The organism is Marixanthomonas sp. SCSIO 43207 (assembly GCF_019904255.1).
Taxonomy (GTDB): domain Bacteria; phylum Bacteroidota; class Bacteroidia; order Flavobacteriales; family Flavobacteriaceae; genus Marixanthomonas.
The window spans coordinates 2,630,874-2,649,850 of the sequence record NZ_CP063203.1 but is presented as its reverse complement, the minus strand read 5'-3'; the positions used below and the strand labels follow the sequence as shown (position 1 = coordinate 2,649,850).

The window sequence follows — 18,977 nt, the reverse complement described above, 5'->3', positions numbered from 1 at the left end:
ATTATTTTTTTGTCAATCTATTTAAATTTTCTTCCGCTATTTTGAGGATTTCCGTATGTTCCTTTTCATTTTTGAGCATTAGTACAATTTGTTCGGACATCCATAGCTTAATTAATTCGTTTTCATCTTCTTTTAATGTTTTGGCAAAAGCAACTACTTGTTCGCGTCTTGCCATCCGATTTCCTCTTTCTATTTTGCTTAAATAGGCAACGTCCATATTTAGGTTTGCAGCCATTTCCCTTAATAGCAAATTGCGTTTTTCACGCAATGAGCGTATGTATTCCCCAAATTCCATAATAGAATTATTTAGACTTGTCAATATCTGTCTAATGTAAGAAAAAGTAAGTAAAGGAAACTAAAAAGATATAAACAGTTATTAACAGGTAATGAGGATATTAAGGATTTGAGGAAATCCATTTAATCATATCCTTAAATCCTCGAAATCCTTAACTATGTCTTTGCAGGATTTGAGTAGTTATTGTGCGCTTCTCTATGTATTAAACCTGCATCAACAAATTTGGTAATATAGCCTTCTGCTGTTTTATGTGGGATGCTCTGTTTTGTCGCTAAATCTAAATAATCTTGTCTGCTAAATTGCTTTGGCAAACTTTCTAAAAAGCGTTCTTTTCTATTTGAACGTTTTGTTGTTTTTTGCTCAATTGGTAAATCATTAAATACTTTACTACTGTGTTTTACTAAAATTGAAATTATGGTTAGTGCGTTTTCAAAATCCATATCCTCACATTCTTTAGTTGCATTTACATCACCATCTTCCATAATACGAAATGCTGTGAATAGCATCATTATCCTAAACGCAATTAAGCCTAATCGCCTTATCGTTGCGATGTACTCTTCGGGTTGTAGGTTGATGTATTTGGTCTGTAAGGATTCAAAGAACGTATTGAATTGCTGTTGTTGGTTTGTGGTTAATCGTATTTCAATCTCTGGGTTGTTTTTTAGCGTTTTGTACAATTCTAAAAACTCACTACCTAATTGGTTATAGTAATCATCTAAACCTACTTTATTGCTATTTTGAAACACGTTTTTCCAAGTTGGTTTTATATTCATATAGTAAAACATAAAGCGACTAAACAAACCATTTTCTGCGTTGGGTATTAAGGTTGCCACTTGTTTAGGTGTGCCTGATAATACTGTTGACAAGCACGGTTTCTCAATATCTACGTATTCTCTATCGGTTCTACGATAATAACTTATGGTTTCGTGATGAAAGGCTTTACGAAAACCATCAGAATAATTACCATAATCGCTTTTAAAGGCTTGTGCTAACGTGTCGCCTTCGGTTTCAAAAATCAATCCTCTTCCTTCATTATCAGAAATTAATTGATATACGCCTGTTACACTATTGTTAGCAGGAATGAACAGCATTCGCTCTGGCGGTTTACTCGGTTTTTCCAAGTTTTCATCTTTGCCTTTGTTCATATTATAAGTAGCAGTTTCTGCTTGAAATTGCTGCTTTAATACTTTGGCTTGTTCTCGTTTTAACTTGTGTACAGGCTCTACCAAATTTTTAATTTGGTTAAGCCTTCCTTTACCTGCAGATGCAGGTGCGGTTACAAATAAATATAAGTTGCTGAATACTTTACGTTGGTCATAGATTCCGAAGAGTTTAGGAAAACACGCACTAAATGCTGTTAATGCGCCTAATAGCAAAATGTCCTTTTCTTCCTGTCCATTAGCAGGATTTACAACTTGTTGTAAAAACTGTGGCAAATTCTCATATACCGTTTCTGGTATTGTAGGCATTGATTGGTTGGCTGTATCGACAACAGTTGCAACGTTTGTTGCAACTTCGTTGTTATACTGTTGTTTAGTCGGTTTGATACCTGACTGATGTGCATAGTGATAAAAGGTAGCAATTGTAATTCCGTGTCCTTTTGCGTTTGAGCATTTATCGAATTGTGCATCACACTCTTTAGCATCGTAACTTGCATAATTTTTACTTATACGGTGGAAATAATCTCTACCTGTTTCTCCGTATTCTTCTGCTAAAGCAAAGCCTAAATCTCTCCAAGTGGCATAACTTCCTGTTATGTCTGTACCTGATTGCTCTATTGCTGAAATGTAGGATTCAATATCGTTATCAGCAACCGCAACAACATTAGTTGTTGCTGTGTTGCTTTTTGGTTGAGGTTGCTCTTTAGGAACTTCTAACCAATCTTTTGGGTTAAATATTTTCGTCATAATGCTTGATGTCTTTTATGTAGAAAGGCTGTTGGGTCGTATGGTAAAAAACACGCTCTGGAAACGTCTTTACCTGACTGGTCAACCTCAATGTTATAATTGTGTTTAATGTAATTTGCAACTGCTGTGAAATATTCTGAATGTGTTACTTCTGAAATATCTATTCTAATAATCCATTTTAATCCATCACCAGATGGTGATATGAATAGCATTTCGGTTTCAAAATATTCATCATTTAAGAGCTGTGTTCTTAACTCTTGTAGATTCTCTAAATGGTCAAAATCAATGGTTAATAAATTAGAATGCTTTAGCAAATTGTTATCGCTTCGTTTTTCAAATGTTCCAGAAAGTGTCACGTAATCAAAGCGATTCGCTTTGAATTTACGTGCTTCTTTTGCATTGGTAATTGCTCTTAATTCTTCAGTAATCTTTTTGTATTTATCACTTGTGATTAATGCAAATACTTGATGTAATCGCAGAGTTTCCGAAGGAAACACATTGCGAACAGGTGCTTTAAAGAAGCTACAGTTGGCATACCAGGTATCGTCTGGTTCATTAAGCCATTCCAATTCGTCTTTCTCTTTTATTTCTAAATTTAGATGTAACTCTTTATTTATCTTCTGGAATAATTCTTCTTCATCGGTTATTCTAAAATGGTATTGTGCAAAATCGAATACATCACCTTTAAAGGCTTCTAATTCTGTATCTCGATGTGTTGATATTATACCATCAATATGAATCCGTAAGGTTTCTTTACCACCATTAAAAGGGTTTCGAGTTATCCCACAGTCCCTTCCTTTTACAGAAAGGACTGTTTGATTAGGATAATACTGTCTCAACACATAGGCATAGATTTTTAAACCATAATGTGTTTTGTCTAAAATTGCTTCTCTACTTATTTCCATCTCGCTTGAAATTATGGTTGTAGTAGTTGTCTTGAAGCAACTGCTCTATGTCAGCAACTTTATAGTAAAATTTACCTTTTACTTTGCTGTAAGGCAAAGTGCCATTGGTTCTTAAAGTTTGTAGCGTTCGCTTACTTATATGTAAGGTCTGCAATACATCTTGATTGTCTATCCACGTATCTTTTAATACTTCTGCTCTCGAATGTCGTAACAATTCAATACGTGCTTTAATGTCCTTTATTTCTTGAGAGAGCGTTAAGAGTAAATCGATTATTTCAGTCATAACTTCACCGCTCCTTTCTTAATTAGGTAATCGGCAGCTTGCTGTTCGATTTCGTCTCTTGAGTCCATACGGTTACGCAGTAACCAATGGTCTAACTCTTCTCGCTGGAAATAAATCTTTTTACCATTCGGTTTATAATGTGGAATGGTTGCCGTACTTGTAAGTTTATACAAGTGCGATTGGGATAATTCTAAATACTTGCAAGTTTCATTAAAGTTTAATACTTGCTTTTGCATTGTTTGTTGCTCTAATAAGAGTTTTTCAATGCGGTCTAACTTTTCGATGATATTTGTGTCCATCGTTTATTTTGTTTTAAATAAATGAGGACATCTGGCCAAATGTCATTCTTGGTTTTCAAGAACAGGACAAAGGTTGAAAATTGGCTTTCCGATTTTAGTAAGAGTGTAAAACAAGGGTAAGACAACAGTAAGATTTCTTACTATTCTTACTGTTTTTTATTGCAGTTGTTGGATAATTTTATCTATTTCTTCCTTTTCTTTTGGGTTGTGAACTTTGTTTTTGTGAAGATTATTCGCTTTTAATAGCGTACCGGTTTTAGTAACAAATTTTCCAGAACGTTCTATTGAGGTAGGATTAAAACCATTAAAAAATGGCTTTAGTTTCGTTACAAGGTAACTAAACTGTGTCGTCTCACATTGAAGATAAATTTGCGATTCTGTATTGGTAAAATCTTTTGCTAATAATAATTGGTGCAACTGTTCTACAGTTGTACGGTTATCTAACAAATCTATTTTTAGATTTACCAGTTTGAGCACAGTTAGCAAAGTTGAAGTGTCATTACTTTTATATCCAAAAGAAGTCTTTTGTTTTGCTTTCGTTTTTGATGTTTTTTTGGTAGCAACTTTTTTAGTAGTGCTCTTTTCTATTAGGCTAATATCAAAAGTTTCATCATTAAAGTATTTTTCAGCAATTTCTGAAATAGAGAATTTTGTGTTTTCGGAAAACTTTCCGTATTGCTCTTGTAGTTCAGCATACAATCTTATAGCAGACACTTTTAAGTAGTTTATGATATAATTGTCATCATTATTTAAATCTGCTGTTATGCCTCTTTTATTGATATAAGTTGCAATGTCATTTAAGTACTTATCAAATTTATTAAGTAGAATGGTATAGCTGTATTTATTTTCTGGTGTGGTTGCATTTTTGGGAAATTCTTTTGAAAATGATGCTACTGTATTTTCTGTTTCAATAAAGATTAGCTTTTGGTAGTATTCTTTTTTCGCATTTAAAGGCTTTTTAAAGTTTACTTTAAAAACTGCATTATTGGCTTTTGGATTCAATTTAAAATCAGACAGTAGGTATTTAAAATCCTTTTTTTGTCTATTATCTCTATGTAAGCCATTGGTTATAGAAACCAAACTTGAAAATACACTTCCTTTCATTATAAATCCAGTTGAATACGGTTAGCAGCTTCTTTCTTTTTATCGTCAATTACTTTAGCATATATCTGTGTAGTGCGTAATTCTTTATGACCTAATAATTTTGATACTGTATATATGTCTGTACCCAATGTTAATTGTAAGGTAGCGTAGGTATGGCGCGCGCAATGGAAGGTTATATTTTTAGTAATACCTGCTTTCATCATCCATTGTTGTAGCTTTAAGTTAGACCAGGCACTATAATGCAAACCATCAAACACTTTATCATCTGGATTACCTTTTTCTCCTAATAGATTTCTTGCTTGGTCTGATATTGGTAAGGTTTCAACACCTTTAGTTTTCTTTTGTCTAAACCTGATATAATATCCCATTTCTTTAGAGTGCTGGATTTCTGACCATATTAGTTTTTCAATATCTGACCAACGTAATCCGGTTAAAGCTGAAAAAATAAAAGCATTTTTTAAAATAGGTAGTTCACATTCTGTATTAACTGCCTTTTGTAATTCATCAAGCGTTAAAAATTCTCGTTGAGGTTCGCCTTGTTTAAAGTATTCAACACCATTTGCAGGATTTACTTTTAATATACCATCCTTTACAGCCTGTTTTAATGCTGCTGAAAATTTCCCGAAATATGAATATTTTGAATTTTGAGACAATTGCTTACCTGCTCTACCTATTGCATCTTTATCTAAATACTCTTTGAAACGCTCAACAAATGATTTGTCTATATCTTGAAAACTAACATCAGTTGGACAAAACTTTTTTAAATGTTTTAGCATACTATTCCAATTACCATAATTGCCAGAGCTTGTATTTTTCTTTTCTGCTAAAGCTGTGATATAAGTAATAAAACTGCCTTTTAGCTTTTCAATATCTTGAAAGCCATAAATACCGTTTTGAATTTCAATCTGTCGTTGTGCACAAATAGTTTCTGCAAGTTGCTTCGTTTTCCTGTTTACCTCTCTTTCCGTTTTGATTTTAGGATTTGGTGTAAGGTATAAGCGTAAGTATTCGGTTTTACGTTTACCTTTATGATAGTAATCTAAATACAGGCTTATTTTGTCGTTTTTCTTGCGTTGTCTTAATGTTACTTTCATAATGGAATTAATTAAAGAGGTTTTCTATTTGCCATCTGGCCACAATACGCTTTCTACCAAAAGGAACTGCTTTTAAACGTCCTTGTTGAATCATTCTTTGAATGGTCCATCTACTCACACCAATAAGTTGTGAGGCTTCTGTAACGCTTAAAAAATCCTTGTTATTTACAGCATTAGGATTGTGAACTTCAACAACTTGTTTTTACTGTTGCATATCTTCAGTAAGAGTAGCTTGGATTTTTTCTTTACGCTTACGTGCCTTATATGCTCTTTTTGCACAAGTATCGCCACAGTATTTAGTAACTGTTGTACGTGCTGTGAAGGCATTACCGCAATGCTTACAAGTTTTAGGAATGAATAAATTACTGCTCATAAATGGTGCTTTATGTAGCGTAATGGTGCAACGTGGTGCGTTATGGTGCATCATTTCGCCTATATCTTCGCCAACAGATTTGGGCAACAAACCCGTATTTAAGGCAACAGATATACAACAAATTTAATCAAAAAAGAGTAAATAAGCAACAAATAAAAGAAGATAAAACACTATAAAACCAACAATAACAAAGGATTAACAAATAAAAGAAAGTAAGTTACTTCCCGATACAGAAATTTGCAAATATATTGCCTAACAACTCATCATTGCTTATTTCTCCTGTGATTTCGCCAAAATAATGCAATGCTTGCCTTATATCAATAGCAAGCAAATCACTACTTAGATTGGTATCAATACCCTGTTGTACTTTATTAATTTCTTCAAGAGCTTTTAACAGCGCATCATAATGGCGGGTATTGGTAACAATGGTTTCATTATTGCGCAGTGCGCCGGTATTTACAAAGTTTAATAGGGAAGAGGTTAAGTCTTCAACACCGGCACCAGTTTTTGCAGAGAGTAGATAAAGTTTATCTATTTCAGAAGTAAGTGTTTCTTTTTGGCTTTCAGAAAGCTCATCAACTTTATTGGCTACTACCAGCAGTGGTTTTTGTGGATAGTTATTTTTAATTTTTGCAATATCAATGTGAGCTTGTTTTAATTTGGATGCATTGGCTACAAGTTGAAGACTATCCAAAAGATACATAACTACTTGTGAGGCATTAATTTTTTCAAAGGTTTTTTTAATTCCTAAGCCTTCAATAGTATCTGTTGTTTCACGTATTCCTGCTGTATCAATAAACCGAAAGCCTATACCGCCAATTGTAATTTCATCTTCAATCGTATCACGGGTAGTACCCGCAATATCACTAACTATAGCGCGTTCTTCGTTTAATAGTGCGTTTAATAAGGTTGATTTTCCTACATTAGGTTCTCCTGCTATAGCAACAGGAATTCCATTTTTTAATACGTTTCCAGTGGCAAATGAATCTATCAATCGTTTTAATACGTGAGTAATTCGTGTAATTAACTTCTGAAACTCATCTCTATTGGCAAACTCTACATCTTCTTCGGCAAAGTCTAGTTCTAGTTCTATTAACGATGCAAAGTTTAACAACTCTTGTCTTAATGTTTTTATTTCTGAAGAAAAACCACCTCGCATTTGTTGTATCGCTAATTGATGTGAAGCTTCAGAATCACTATTAATTAAATCGGCTACCGCTTCGGCTTGACTTAAATCTATCTTTCCATTTAGAAAAGATCGTAACGTAAACTCACCTGCTTGAGCCATTCGGCAACCATTACGAAGGCATACTTGTATTATTTCTTGTTGAATATATTGACTTCCGTGACAAGAAAATTCAACAACATCTTCTCCTGTGTAACTATTTGGGTTTTTAAAAACTGTTGCTAAAACTTGATCTATAACTCGGTCACCGTCTTGAAAAGTTCCTAAGTGAACGGTATGTGTTTTCTGTTTTTTTAAATCCTTTCCAGAAACAGAATTAAAAAGTTGTGAAGCAATGCTAATAGCATCAACACCTGAAAGGCGAATGATAGCAATAGCACCAGCTCCCGAAGGTGTTGCTAAAGCTACAATAGTATCTGTATGCGTCATAAATTCTTTCCAAAACAGGATTTTAAGCCTGCAAATTTTTACTTGTGCAAAAATACATATTTCATCTTTGGTTGTAAACAAGTGTAACATTTTATCAACTTTTACTACATATAAATAAATCAAATAATCAATCAAGAAATGGAAGTAATCAATCACACCGCAAAACGAACCGACAACCAATTGTTGGTCATCACACATGTATCACAACTGTTAACCTATATTACTGGATTTGGAGGGCTTATTGTGCCTTTGGTTATCTGGCTTACTCAAAAAGATAAAGTAATAGGGATGGATGAGCATGGTAAAGCTATTGTTAATTTTCAACTAACGTTGATATTATTAACCATCATTAGTATTCCGGCTATATTATTATTGGGCTTAGGAATTTTAATGTTAATTTTTATAGGTATTGTAGCCTTTGTTTTACCTATTGTAAATGCCGTAAGAGCTAGTAATAATGAATCGCCAAGTTTATTTATGACCATTCGTTTTATTTCATAATGTTGAAGTATTAATGGAAAATAGTCAATAAAAAAGATGAAAATAAATTGGAAGAAAGGCATATTTTCAAATAACTACACTTTCTATTCTGAAGGAAAAGAGATAGGAAATCTTGAAGATAAAGTCTTTTCTTCTACATCATCTGGCTTACTTCTAGACGAGAAACTAAAATTTATAACTAAAGGTTTTTTTAATCCAACGACCAATATAATTGATAGTAAAACCAATAAAGTTATAGGAAATATAGCTTATAATAGTTTACAATCAAAGGCTGTAGCAACATTCAATACCGAAACGCTTGTTTGGAAATACGAAAACTTTTGGAATTCAAAATGGAGCTTTAATCAAAGACAAAATAAATTAATTACAGCTTCGGTTTCAACTACCGAAGGAAGAGTTGAATGTGAAACCGATAAAACCGTGTATTTACTAACAGCTCTTTTTATCAATAGTTATTATAACCGAATGTCAATTGCTATTTTAATTGCCATTTTTATTCCTATCTGGATGGCTAGTATGAATTAAAGTTAAAACGCATAAACAAGTTGCAAACTACTGTAATAGTTGCGAGGTAAACCGGGATAATAAAATCTAGGTTCACTTCCATTAAATCCTGAAGCATTTATTAATATTGAGGAGGCATACATTGAATTAGTAACATTATTAATGCCTGCTAAAAGCCGAATAGAAAAAGCATCTGCTATCGCCTTTTTATATTCGGCTTGAATATTTAATACCGAATATGAATCACTATACAAAGAATTAGTATCAGTCATAGGTTGACTGCCAATGTACCGATAGTTTGATGTTAACCCAATCCCTGAATTGTGTTTTATAGTTACTCCAGCAGCTATTTTTTTATCAGGAACGCCTGTAAGTTCATTTCCAGAAAAATCATCGGCTCCATCCACAAAATCAATAAATTTATGGAAGTTGAATTCGGCAGTTGTAAAAGGTTTAATTTCAAATTGGGAGTTTATTGAAAATGAATAGGTTGCTTGTAGTTCAATTCCGCGATGGTGTGTTTTTCCTGCATTTCTACCTATAAATTGATCGTTACCCACACGTTCTACAACAAGCAAATTTGAAATAGAAAGCAAATAAACCGAAGATTGTAGGTATAAATTACGGTCAAAAAAGTATAATTCGGTTCCTAGTTCATAATTCCAACCTGTTTCGGGACCAATTTCTGGGTTGATAATACCTTCTGGGGTTAAGGTTTCTTCAAGACTTGGATAATTAAAACCTCTACTTATATTTCCGAAGAAGAAAGTAGTAGGAGAAAGGGTATAAAGTAGGTTTAGGTTGGGAGAAAAAATTACATCAAAATCTCTATCTGCTGAAGTTGTTGAATTTGCTGAGTTAAAAATATTGATTGAATCGTATGTGGTTTTATTTACATTCAACCCAACTTCTGCTTTAAGTTTTGTAGTGATAGGTAATTTTGTAGTAGCAAAAGCACTAAAACTTTTTCTTTCCTCACGATTTTTACTCAACAAGTCGCCTTCTAGACTACCTTGATTGTTGTTTTCTTCATACCTGTTTTCAATCGTTTTCCACCGATAGGCATCTTGATACCACTCTCCACCAAAGGTTAAAGAAGCTCTTTGGTTATTTATTGAAAATTCTTTTGCAAATACCGTTCGAGCTCCGTATCCGTTAGTCAACTCATCCAAAATATTAAAGGGTCTAGGTTCATAATGGTCTAAATAGGTGTAATATACACTTGTAGTGTTACTAAACGTTTCAGAAAACCTACTGGAAAAACTAAGTCCGATTAGGGTTTGACGGTTATCCTCGTACCCTTTTGAAGCATCCCACGTAAAAGCAGCTTGTTCTGGATTTTCTGTAAAGTCGGTTAAGCCCAATGAACTAGGTATTTGAGCATTATTATTGACATGGTTTACTAATAAACCGATACTGTAAGATGAGTTTATTTCATATTTGGTATGCAAAAAATAGTTGTTTCTGTTATAAGCACTGTTATCTCTATACCCGTCTGTTTGTAGGTGATCATAATTAAAATGAAATGATATCTTATCATCTTTTATAGAGGTACTCCAGCTATTTTTAAACAAACCGTAAGATCCTAGCGTTAAGGTGTTTGATGTTTCAATACCGTTTTTTGATAGTTCTTTTGAGTTGATCAACAACGTTCCGCCAAGATTGGTACCATATTGGGTAGCTTTTGGGCCTTTTATAATTTCAATATTCGCTATGTCATTGGCATTATAACTATCAATAGCTGTCTCACCAACACCATTAGTGATTGGGATTCCGTTAAAATAAGCACGTATTTTGTTTGTTCCGTAAAGAGTGCGAGAACCTACACCTCGTATGGTGATTCTATTTGTATTGATGGCTCCCTGCTGAATAAACACTCCAGGAGTTTCATTAATAGCTGAAACTAAATCTACAGGATCATAATTATCAAATGTTTCTGAAGTTATTTGCGTAGTAGGGATCAAAACACCACTTTCTTTCTGGTATGTAGAAGCCAAAATAACGGGCTTTAATTGCTCTGTTGATTCTATTTTTTTAAGAATAAAGGTTTCATTGTTTTTTGAAAGTACTGTTGTTTCTGTGTAATAATCAGGATGTTTTAAAACCAAATTGACAGGAAGTTTTATTTCTGAAGAAATGGTAAAAACACCTTTAGCATTTGTATAAATAGGTAAAGAATCTGCGACTATAACAGCCACATCTCGTATAGGTTGGTTGTCTTCAGATGAAATAATACCGGTAATTTGCGCCGAACTATTAAAAAAGACGGCTATAAAAATAACCGTCAATATATGTTTAATTTGCATACTTGCTAGCAGTTATTGATTGTAGCTTATTTTCCAGATTGTGTTTCCGGTATCGTCGTTTACCAAAAGTGCGCCGTTGGGTGTTACGGTTACTCCAACCGGACGTCCATAAACCGTTCCCTCACTTTCATTGGCTATAAAACCGTTAAGAAAATCTTGTTGTTTACCGGTAGGTTTTCCTTCAGAAAAAGGAACAAAGGTTACTTTGTATCCAGAAAACTTTGAACGATTCCAAGAACCGTGTTGGCCAATAAAAGCTCCATTTTTATATTTTTCGGGAAATTGATTTGCAGTATAAAATGTAAAGCCTAAAGATGCTGTATGTGAACCTACAGGGACATCTGGCATTATAGCTTTATCAACCAATGAATCTGCTTTGTCTTTCATTCTAGGATCTTCAATTTGACCATAGTATGAATACGGCCAACCATAAAAACCACCTTTTTTAACACTGGTAATATAATCTGGTACCAGATTATCTCCTAATTTATCACGCTCGTTAACGGCGGTCCAAAGTTCTCCTGTTATTGGATTCCAGTCCATACCCACAGGATTACGTAAGCCGCTTGCATAGACTTTTTCACCGGTTCCGTCTAGATTTACCTCTAGAATATTAGCACGTCTTTTTTCTTCTTCCATACCGTATTCGCCTACATTACTAGCAGAACCCACTGAAATATAAATTTTATTTCTTGCATCATTAGTAATAATATTTCGTGTCCAATGATTATTATAACCACCTGCGGGTAAATCAACTATTTTAGTTCCTTCTACATCCTTTAAAGAGGTTTGACCTTCTGTATATGGATACTTATAAAGACCATCAGTATTGGCAACATAAAAAGATTTTCCAACCACCAACATCCCAAATGGCTGATTTAGGTTTTCTAGGAATGTCTCTCGTACCTCAAAGGTACCATCGTTATTTTGATCACGAAGTAATGTGATTTTGTTAGCACTGTTACGTGTATTTGATTCTACAACAAAGAAATCACCATTGGGAGCAATGTAGGTCCAACGAGGATTGTCAAACCCATCGGCAAATTTGCTTACAGTAAAACCTTCTGGTGCTTTAGGTTTTGTGTTTTCCGGCCATTCTACCAAGCTGTAAACTTTGGCAGTAGATTTGGTTGCATAAGGAGCTGGAAGAATCAAATCACCAATGCTAGTTTTTACGGTGTCTGCAGTGTATTCTTTTTTGGCTAATTCTGGATCAGATTTTGCCTTTTGTTCGGCTACTTTTTGTTTACAAGAAAGTAGGGTGAACGCAATTAATAGTACTAGCGTAATTTTTTTCATAGTTTTTTTCTTTTCAATTAAAATACAATGAAAGATTGAAACAAAAGGGTAATCTGTAATAGTTTACCTTTTTTTTAACGCTTGTAAGAAGATTTAAGCGCTTCAGAAAAAAATCTTAAAATAAATTGAACTTTTAACTTATAAATATTGAGTCCTTGCTTATTTTTGCAAAAAATATAGAACTGAAAAGGTTTATAACCATATTACTCTTTATAGTTTTTGCTTTAAGACCAGCTTATTACGTTGGCTATTATGCCTATTTTCAGTTAAATATTGACTACATAATTGAAAAATACTGTATTAATACCGACAAACCTGAACTTAGTTGTAACGGTAAATGTCATTTGGCAGATCAGTTAAATTTTACAAGTGATGATGCTAAAGATGGTGAATCGAAGGCATTACTAACCTTGTCAGATTCTTTTACACCTTTATTTCATCAAACAATATCTACAACAAGTTTTAAGGAAGTTAAGCCTTTTAAAAAACAAGCTTCTTTTTTATACTCTAATACTTATACCTTTTTATTAGAGCCAAAGTTACTGCGACCACCCGGCTGTTAATTTTTCATATTCGTTTTTATTAAAATTAGGCTTATGTGTACTTGCCTTTAAAAGTGCCTATTAACGTATTTTAATATGAAAAATTTTAAATATGCAGTAATGGTATTACTTGCTGCAACCTTATTATCTTGTTCTTCTGATGATGAAACAGCGACTATTTCAGGAGAAGGAAACTTAACAATCGAATTTGATAACGCCTATAATACTTCAGATTTACTTCTAGAAACAACCACCTATTCAGCAAATAATCCTGAAGAGATTAAAATTAATGCGGTAAAATATATTGTAAGTAACATTAGACTTGAAGATGACAACGGAAACATTTTTGTTTATCCAAAAAACGAATCCTATTTCATAGTTAATGAAAGTGATGTTTCTTCACAATTTATATCATTAAAAAATATTCCAGCTGCAAACTATACTAAGCTTACATTTGGTATTGGTGTTGACCAAGAAAAATACCAACAAGGAGCTGAAGGACAAGGAGCGTTTCTGGAACAAGCAACCGAAGAAGGAATGATGTGGTCTTGGCAAGCCGGATACAAGTTTTTGGTATACGAAGGCTTATTTACTTCAACTGAATTTCCTGAAGAAACAGCTTTTGCTATTCACATGGGAAGCCACGGTAGCGCCCTTGACAATTATAAAGAAGTTACTGTAAATCTTCCTGTTTCAGCAAAACTAAGAACCAATAAAACACCTGAAATTCATGTAATATCAGACGTTTCAAAAATTTTAAACGGTCCTAATAAACTGTATTTAGAAGAGAAATCACAAATTCATGTAGACCCAGAAAAAGCACCTTTAATTGCTGAAAATGTAACAACTATGTTTTCTGTAGATCACGTTCATAACGAGTAATACTCTTTGACCTTAACAAAACTTTTACCTACCGGATTTACAAACAAAAATCTGGTAGGTATACATCTTATGTTAAGGTGCATACCAATGTAAAAATGAACAACTATGAAAAATATAGTATACATATTGGCGCTATGCCTTTTGGCATCCTGTTCTAAAGATGATACGGGTTATGTTGCAACGCCTACACCGGTAGAACTAGAAATACCAGCCAATTTTCCAGACATTAAATATAATCTTTCTGGCAACCCCCTTACTAAAGAAGGGATTGAGCTAGGTAAGTCGTTGTTTTATGACGGAAGGTTATCATCAAATGGAGTTGTTTCTTGCGGATTTTGTCACGAACAAGCATTTTCATTTACCCATCACGGCCATTCTGTAAGTCATGGTGTAAATGGCGAAGTAGGTTTTAGAAACTCACAACCGCTCCACAACTTGGCTTTTTATGAAGAATTTACTTGGGATGGAGCAGCCATTCATCTAGATCTACAACCTATTATTCCTATAACAAGTGAAGTAGAAATGAATGAAACCATTCCGGGGGTTCTTACCAAGCTTCGTTCAAATAAGGTGTATCAAAAAATGTTTAAAAATGCATTTGGTGATTCTGAAATTAATAGTGAACGAATGCTAAAGGCTTTAAGTCAATTTATGATTACCATGATTTCTGGAAATAGTAAGTATGATAAATATATTCGTGATGAAGGGGTAAGTCTTACACAACAAGAACTGGAAGGACTCGATCTTTTTAATTCAAAATGTGCTTCTTGCCACCAAGGCGAATTATTTACAGATCAATCTTATAAAAACAACGGATTACCGTTAAATAACCAATTTCCTGATGAAGAAGGCCGCAAACGCGTTACCGGAAACCCTAATGATTTTTACAAGTTTAGGGTACCAAGTTTGCGTAACGTAGCATTATCCTTTCCTTATATGCACGACGGGCGTTTTGGTACGTTACAAGATGTTTTGGATTATTATGACAACGGGATGGTTGATAATGGAAATGTGGATTCATCTTTATTGAGAGAAGACGGCTCTTTTGGTATAACACTTTCAGAAAGTGAAAAAAAACAGATTATTTCATTCTTAAAAACATTAACAGATAATGAATTTATTCAAAATAAAGATTTTGCAGAATATTAAATTAATAACCGCTTTGGCTTTTCTTTTTATTATTTCTACTGCTCAGGCAGCAGGTTGTCCACCTTGGATGCCCGAAGAAGAGTGTGACCTTTGTGGCTGTACAACTAGTGGAGGCAATTTTGGTTATGGTACGCTTGGTAATACAAATTTTGTAGGAGTACGGTACATATATCAACAATTTGAATCTCGTGATGGTATTTTTGATAATTCACCCATGAGTGAAGAAAACTTTAATACCTATCAACTATGGACAAAAATACCGGTATTTAAAAATACTTATGTTACAGCTACCATTCCATATCAAGATTTGTATAGAAAATTTGAAGATAGAACAGAGCATATTAATGGCTTGGGTGATATAAGTGTATTGGGATGGTATAAGATTAAGTTTAATAAAAAACAAGAATCAAACGACCGTGCATTAGATTTTATGTCTGAACCCGAATTTACAGGTCATTCTATAGAAATTGGAGCCGGATTAAAATTACCTACCGGAGAGTTTGAGGAGGTATTAGCAGATGCTGTAAACCCCGGTTTTCAAGTAGGTACAGGAAGTACAGATGTTTTGTTGTCTCTTGCGTATAGTTATTCTAAAGACCGCTTTGGAGCCAATGCTACAACTTCTTATTATGTAAAAGGAACTAATGACAATGAATATCGTTTCGGAAACCAATTTAGTTATAATGCTAATGTTTTTTATGGGTTTCCTATAAATATGACTATGTTAACACCTTTTGTAGGTGTGAGTGGTGATTTTTATGATCAAATAGAGCAGTACGGAGATAAAATACCCGATACAGACGGCTATTCATTTGTTGGAACACTAGGAGCTGAATATAGTTTTAAACGTTTTGTAGTAGGTGCAAATTATGGCTTACCTATTAAACAAGAACTATTTGGTGGAGATGTAGAACAAAAGAATAGATTATTACTGTATTTTAATTATACTCTATAACAAAAAAGCCGCCTTGTGTTTTCAAGGCGGCTTTTTTATTTATTGTAATTGTATTATTAATTATTTAGCATTACCGGCATAACAAGCATAGTAACTTGCTCGCCTTCATCTAGTCCATCAACAGGGGTTAAAATCCCGGCGCGGTTGGGTAGTGACATTTCTAATGAAACATCATCGCTGGTAAGGTTGTTTAGCATTTCAGTTAAAAAACGAGAGTTAAAACCTATTTGCATATCGTCTCCTTGATAATCGCAAGTTAATCGTTCCTCTGCCTTGTTGCTATAATCAACATCTTCAGCAGAGATATTAAGTTCAGAACCTGCAATTTTTAACCGTATTTGGTGTGTTGTTTTATTTGAGAAAATAGACACACGGCGTACAGAGTTTAAAAATTGTGTACGGTCAATACTTAACTTATTTGGGTTTTCTTTTGGGATTACCGCTTCATAATTAGGATATTTTCCATCGATAAGGCGACACACCATTTCAGTATTTTCAAAAGTAAATTTTGCATTACTTTCATTGTATTCAATTGTCACATCGTCTTCACTTCCAGCAAGAATGCTTTTTAGTAAATTCAATGGTTTTTTAGGCATAATAAATTCAGCAGTCTCGGTAGCCGTTACATCTTCACGGGTATATTTTACAAGTTTATGAGCATCTGTAGCAACAAATGTTAGTGCTTCTGATGAAAACTGAAAAAATACACCACTCATCACAGGACGTAAATCATCATTACCGGTTGCAAAGAACGTTTTGTTAATTGCAGTTGCCAAGATATCTCCTTGAATGACAGTAGCTGAGGGGTCACTTAACTCAACAGCTGTAGGAAACTCTTCACCATCTGCATAAGCCAAGGCATATTTACCGTGGTTACTGCTTATTTCTACTGTATTATTGTCTTCTACAGTAAATGCTAATGGTTGTTCAGGAAACGTTTTTAATGTATCTAAAAGTAATCTTGCAGGAATACAAACACTACCTTTCTCATTGCTTTCTACTTCCAATTTTGAAGAAATTGTAGTTTCTAAATCTGAAGCAGATACCGTAAGCGAGCTTCCGTCAAGGTTAAACAAAAAATTATCTAAAATTGGAAGCGTATTATTTGTGTTTATAATACCTCCAAGTACTTGCAGTTGTTTCAGTAAATATGAACTCGATACAATGAATTTCATTCTCTATAATTTGTGGAAATAATTGATTTACAATATCTGCTGAAGTTAACTCAGCTTAATTACAAATATATCTGAAATAGCACGTTTATGAAAACTAACTTATTAACAGTTAGCGAGTATACTTTCGCTTTCTGAAATACTGAAAAGCAAATCCGAAAATAGCTAGTAAACCTAACGGTAACAGGAGATTAATCAATTGCCATTGGGTACGTTGCTCAGCAGTTTTTTGAGGATCAAGGAAAGGAATAGCGATTTTTTTGGTCCGAATGTTTATAAGTCCACTGTCATCAAGTAAATAATTGACTGTATTCAATAAAAACTCTTTATTTCCGTAAAAAGCTTGTGTAAACTTGTCAAAACCTAATTCTAATGGTCTATTTCCGTCAAGTTGGTTTTTAATCACATCGCCATCGCTTATTACCACCATCTTTGTAGAAGTTGATAGCTTTTTATCTTCTGAATTTGAAAAGGGTTTTATACGGTTTGTAAAAGCTGATGGTATTTCTCCTTCCAATAAAACAGCCAGTGGTTTTTCTCCAGCGTTAAACCGGTTGGGGTCGGGTCCTTGGTTTACAATTTGTAAATTATCAGGAATTTCTTGATCAAGGTCTATTTCATAAGGTAGTCCAATTACTTGTGTAATAGGAGAGGTAGAAAGTAATACTGTTTTCTTAACTGAGTTTGGTAAGGTGTCAATAGTACTGGCATAATCAAACTTTACAGCTTCAATGTTGGTTACAATAGGATGATTATTTGCGCTGCTTGTCAAAGGACTAAAAAACCACGGATAGCGATTGTATTGTGAATTTTGCTCACTTCCTTGTGCCAAAACAATAGGAGCAGAGTAAACATCTTTTACAAGGTTAGGATTGACACGCAGGCCATATTTAAAAAAGAAATCGTTTAGGTTTAATTCTTTCCCAAAGGCAAATGTTTTGCCACTAATACTATCTATTTTATTTTCGGTAGCATCAATAAGCCATAAAGAGCGGCCTCCGTTCATAATATATTGATCGAGTATATATTTTTCTGAATCTGAAAAAGCTTGAGTAGGTTTTGCTGCAATAACTAAATCAAAAGTTTGTAATTGTTGCAGTGTTTTATTGGGTGCTACTGCAGCCGAATCTAATGTAAATGGAGCAAGAAAATAATAATCTTTTAATGTAGAGAGAAAGTTTGCAACGTATCGATCTGCAAGCTCTTGATTTCCTTTTAAAACAGCTACTTTTCTTTTCTTGGGAGTAATTAACTTGTTAAAACCATCTGCAAAAGCATACTCCAAATTTTGAATAGAGTTTGTGACGCGCTCTTCAGTTGAGGTTCCCAATTGATTTTTTAACAACGGAATTGCTACACTTTTATCGTTATAATAAGCAAGTGCCCACGGAAATACAGTTTCGGTACTTACTTTTCCGTTTTCACGTACCTCTATTTGAGCACCATTCATATTTCTTTGAGCAAACTCTTGTTGTAAAGCTTGAGCATTATCAACTTCCAAAGGATTGATAAATTCAAATTTTATATTGGGATTATATGCCGAAAACTCCTCTAATAATTGTTTAGTTTCAGATTGTAATCTGTTAAATTCTGGAGGAAAGTTTCCTTCCAAAAAAACATCAATAACGATAGGAGATTTGGCTGTTGCTACGGTTTCTTTGGCTGCTTCAGAAAGTGTGTATCGTTGGTCTTGTGTTAAATCAAACCTCTTGTAAACGTATGATGCTACTACATTTACAAGAATGAAAACAATTAATAAAACAATTATATGTTGTATGGTTTTTTTATGCAT

The 18,977-nt window shown here is 33.8% G+C and carries 19 protein-coding genes and 1 pseudogene; 6 read left to right on the top strand and 14 right to left on the bottom strand.

The window, feature by feature from the left end; genetic code table 11:
* Position 1: 1 nt before the first annotated feature.
* The 10 genes and pseudogenes from INR76_RS12450 to mnmE all read right to left on the bottom strand — a co-directional run bounded on the left by INR76_RS12450 (position 2) and on the right by mnmE (position 7,875).
* Positions 2–295 carry a helix-turn-helix domain-containing protein gene (locus tag INR76_RS12450; RefSeq protein WP_027879787.1) on the bottom strand — a complete coding sequence of 98 codons (294 nt, stop codon included), beginning with the start codon at positions 293–295 and terminating at the stop codon, positions 2–4.
* A gap of 155 nt (positions 296–450) precedes the next feature.
* Positions 451–2,202: a DUF3987 domain-containing protein gene (locus tag INR76_RS12445; protein WP_223108285.1), complete on the bottom strand. Its 1,752-nt coding sequence runs from the start codon at positions 2,200–2,202 to the stop codon at positions 451–453.
* Positions 2,199–3,107, bottom strand: a complete 909-nt coding sequence (locus INR76_RS12440; protein WP_223108284.1) for a BT4734/BF3469 family protein — start codon at positions 3,105–3,107, stop codon at positions 2,199–2,201. Before INR76_RS12440 ends, INR76_RS12445 begins: the two co-directional genes overlap by 4 nt.
* Positions 3,094–3,390 (bottom strand): helix-turn-helix domain-containing protein, encoded by a 297-nt coding sequence (locus INR76_RS12435; protein WP_223108283.1) that lies wholly within the window; start codon positions 3,388–3,390, stop codon positions 3,094–3,096. The genes INR76_RS12440 and INR76_RS12435 overlap by 14 nt, the downstream gene beginning before the upstream one ends.
* Entirely contained in the window at positions 3,387–3,689 is a 303-nt protein-coding gene (locus tag INR76_RS12430) for a helix-turn-helix domain-containing protein (protein WP_223108282.1), read from the bottom strand. The genes INR76_RS12435 and INR76_RS12430 overlap by 4 nt, the downstream gene beginning before the upstream one ends.
* A gap of 156 nt (positions 3,690–3,845) precedes the next feature.
* Positions 3,846–4,793, bottom strand: a complete 948-nt coding sequence (locus INR76_RS12425) for a DUF6617 family protein (protein WP_223108281.1) — start codon at positions 4,791–4,793, stop codon at positions 3,846–3,848.
* A complete protein-coding gene (locus INR76_RS12420) occupies positions 4,793–5,887 on the bottom strand; it encodes a site-specific integrase (RefSeq protein ID WP_223108280.1) in 1,095 nt (364 codons plus the stop codon). Before INR76_RS12420 ends, INR76_RS12425 begins: the two co-directional genes overlap by 1 nt.
* 7 nt (positions 5,888–5,894) lie before the next feature.
* Positions 5,895–6,029, bottom strand: a pseudogene (locus INR76_RS13995) (helix-turn-helix domain-containing protein); the annotation flags it as partial.
* Between the two features lie 60 nt (positions 6,030–6,089).
* Positions 6,090–6,260, bottom strand: a complete 171-nt coding sequence (locus INR76_RS13990; RefSeq protein ID WP_255592664.1) for a hypothetical protein — start codon at positions 6,258–6,260, stop codon at positions 6,090–6,092.
* Positions 6,261–6,477: 217 nt separating this feature from the next.
* The gene (gene mnmE, locus INR76_RS12410) at positions 6,478–7,875 is read right to left on the bottom strand and encodes a tRNA uridine-5-carboxymethylaminomethyl(34) synthesis GTPase MnmE (RefSeq protein WP_223110019.1); all 1,398 of its coding nucleotides are present in this window, start codon (positions 7,873–7,875) and stop codon (positions 6,478–6,480) included.
* 138 nt (positions 7,876–8,013) lie between these two features.
* Between mnmE and INR76_RS12405 the strand changes: the two genes are divergently transcribed.
* Complete coding sequence (locus tag INR76_RS12405; protein ID WP_223108279.1) at positions 8,014–8,376, top strand: DUF4870 domain-containing protein; 363 nt, start codon at positions 8,014–8,016, stop codon at positions 8,374–8,376.
* 36 nt (positions 8,377–8,412) lie between these two features.
* Positions 8,413–8,901 carry a hypothetical protein gene (locus INR76_RS12400; protein ID WP_223108278.1) on the top strand — a complete coding sequence of 163 codons (489 nt, stop codon included), beginning with the start codon at positions 8,413–8,415 and terminating at the stop codon, positions 8,899–8,901.
* Between the two features lie 2 nt (positions 8,902–8,903).
* On the opposite strand, the gene INR76_RS12395 is transcribed toward INR76_RS12400, so the two are convergent.
* Entirely contained in the window at positions 8,904–11,186 is a 2,283-nt protein-coding gene (locus tag INR76_RS12395) for a TonB-dependent receptor domain-containing protein (RefSeq protein ID WP_223108277.1), read from the bottom strand.
* Positions 11,187–11,198: 12 nt separating this feature from the next.
* A complete protein-coding gene (locus INR76_RS12390) occupies positions 11,199–12,485 on the bottom strand; it encodes a sorbosone dehydrogenase family protein (protein WP_223108276.1) in 1,287 nt (428 codons plus the stop codon).
* Between the two features lie 155 nt (positions 12,486–12,640).
* Between INR76_RS12390 and INR76_RS12385 the strand changes: the two genes are divergently transcribed.
* The 4 genes from INR76_RS12385 (at position 12,641) to INR76_RS12370 (ending at position 16,013) form a co-directional block, all read left to right on the top strand.
* On the top strand, positions 12,641–13,048 hold the full coding sequence (locus tag INR76_RS12385) for a hypothetical protein (RefSeq protein ID WP_223108275.1): 408 nt from the start codon (positions 12,641–12,643) through the stop codon (positions 13,046–13,048).
* 75 nt (positions 13,049–13,123) lie between these two features.
* Entirely contained in the window at positions 13,124–13,909 is a 786-nt protein-coding gene (locus INR76_RS12380; RefSeq protein ID WP_223108274.1) for an MbnP family protein, read from the top strand.
* A gap of 105 nt (positions 13,910–14,014) precedes the next feature.
* Positions 14,015–15,058: a cytochrome-c peroxidase gene (locus INR76_RS12375; protein ID WP_223108273.1), complete on the top strand. Its 1,044-nt coding sequence runs from the start codon at positions 14,015–14,017 to the stop codon at positions 15,056–15,058.
* Complete coding sequence (locus tag INR76_RS12370; RefSeq protein WP_255592661.1) at positions 15,045–16,013, top strand: hypothetical protein; 969 nt, start codon at positions 15,045–15,047, stop codon at positions 16,011–16,013. Before INR76_RS12375 ends, INR76_RS12370 begins: the two co-directional genes overlap by 14 nt.
* Before the next feature lie 56 nt (positions 16,014–16,069).
* Here INR76_RS12370 and dnaN read toward each other — a convergent pair whose 3' ends face one another.
* Positions 16,070–17,188: a DNA polymerase III subunit beta gene (gene dnaN / locus INR76_RS12365; RefSeq protein WP_223108271.1), complete on the bottom strand. Its 1,119-nt coding sequence runs from the start codon at positions 17,186–17,188 to the stop codon at positions 16,070–16,072.
* Positions 17,189–17,297: 109 nt separating this feature from the next.
* Positions 17,298–18,977, bottom strand: a complete 1,680-nt coding sequence (gene gldG / locus INR76_RS12360) for a gliding motility-associated ABC transporter substrate-binding protein GldG (protein ID WP_223108270.1) — start codon at positions 18,975–18,977, stop codon at positions 17,298–17,300.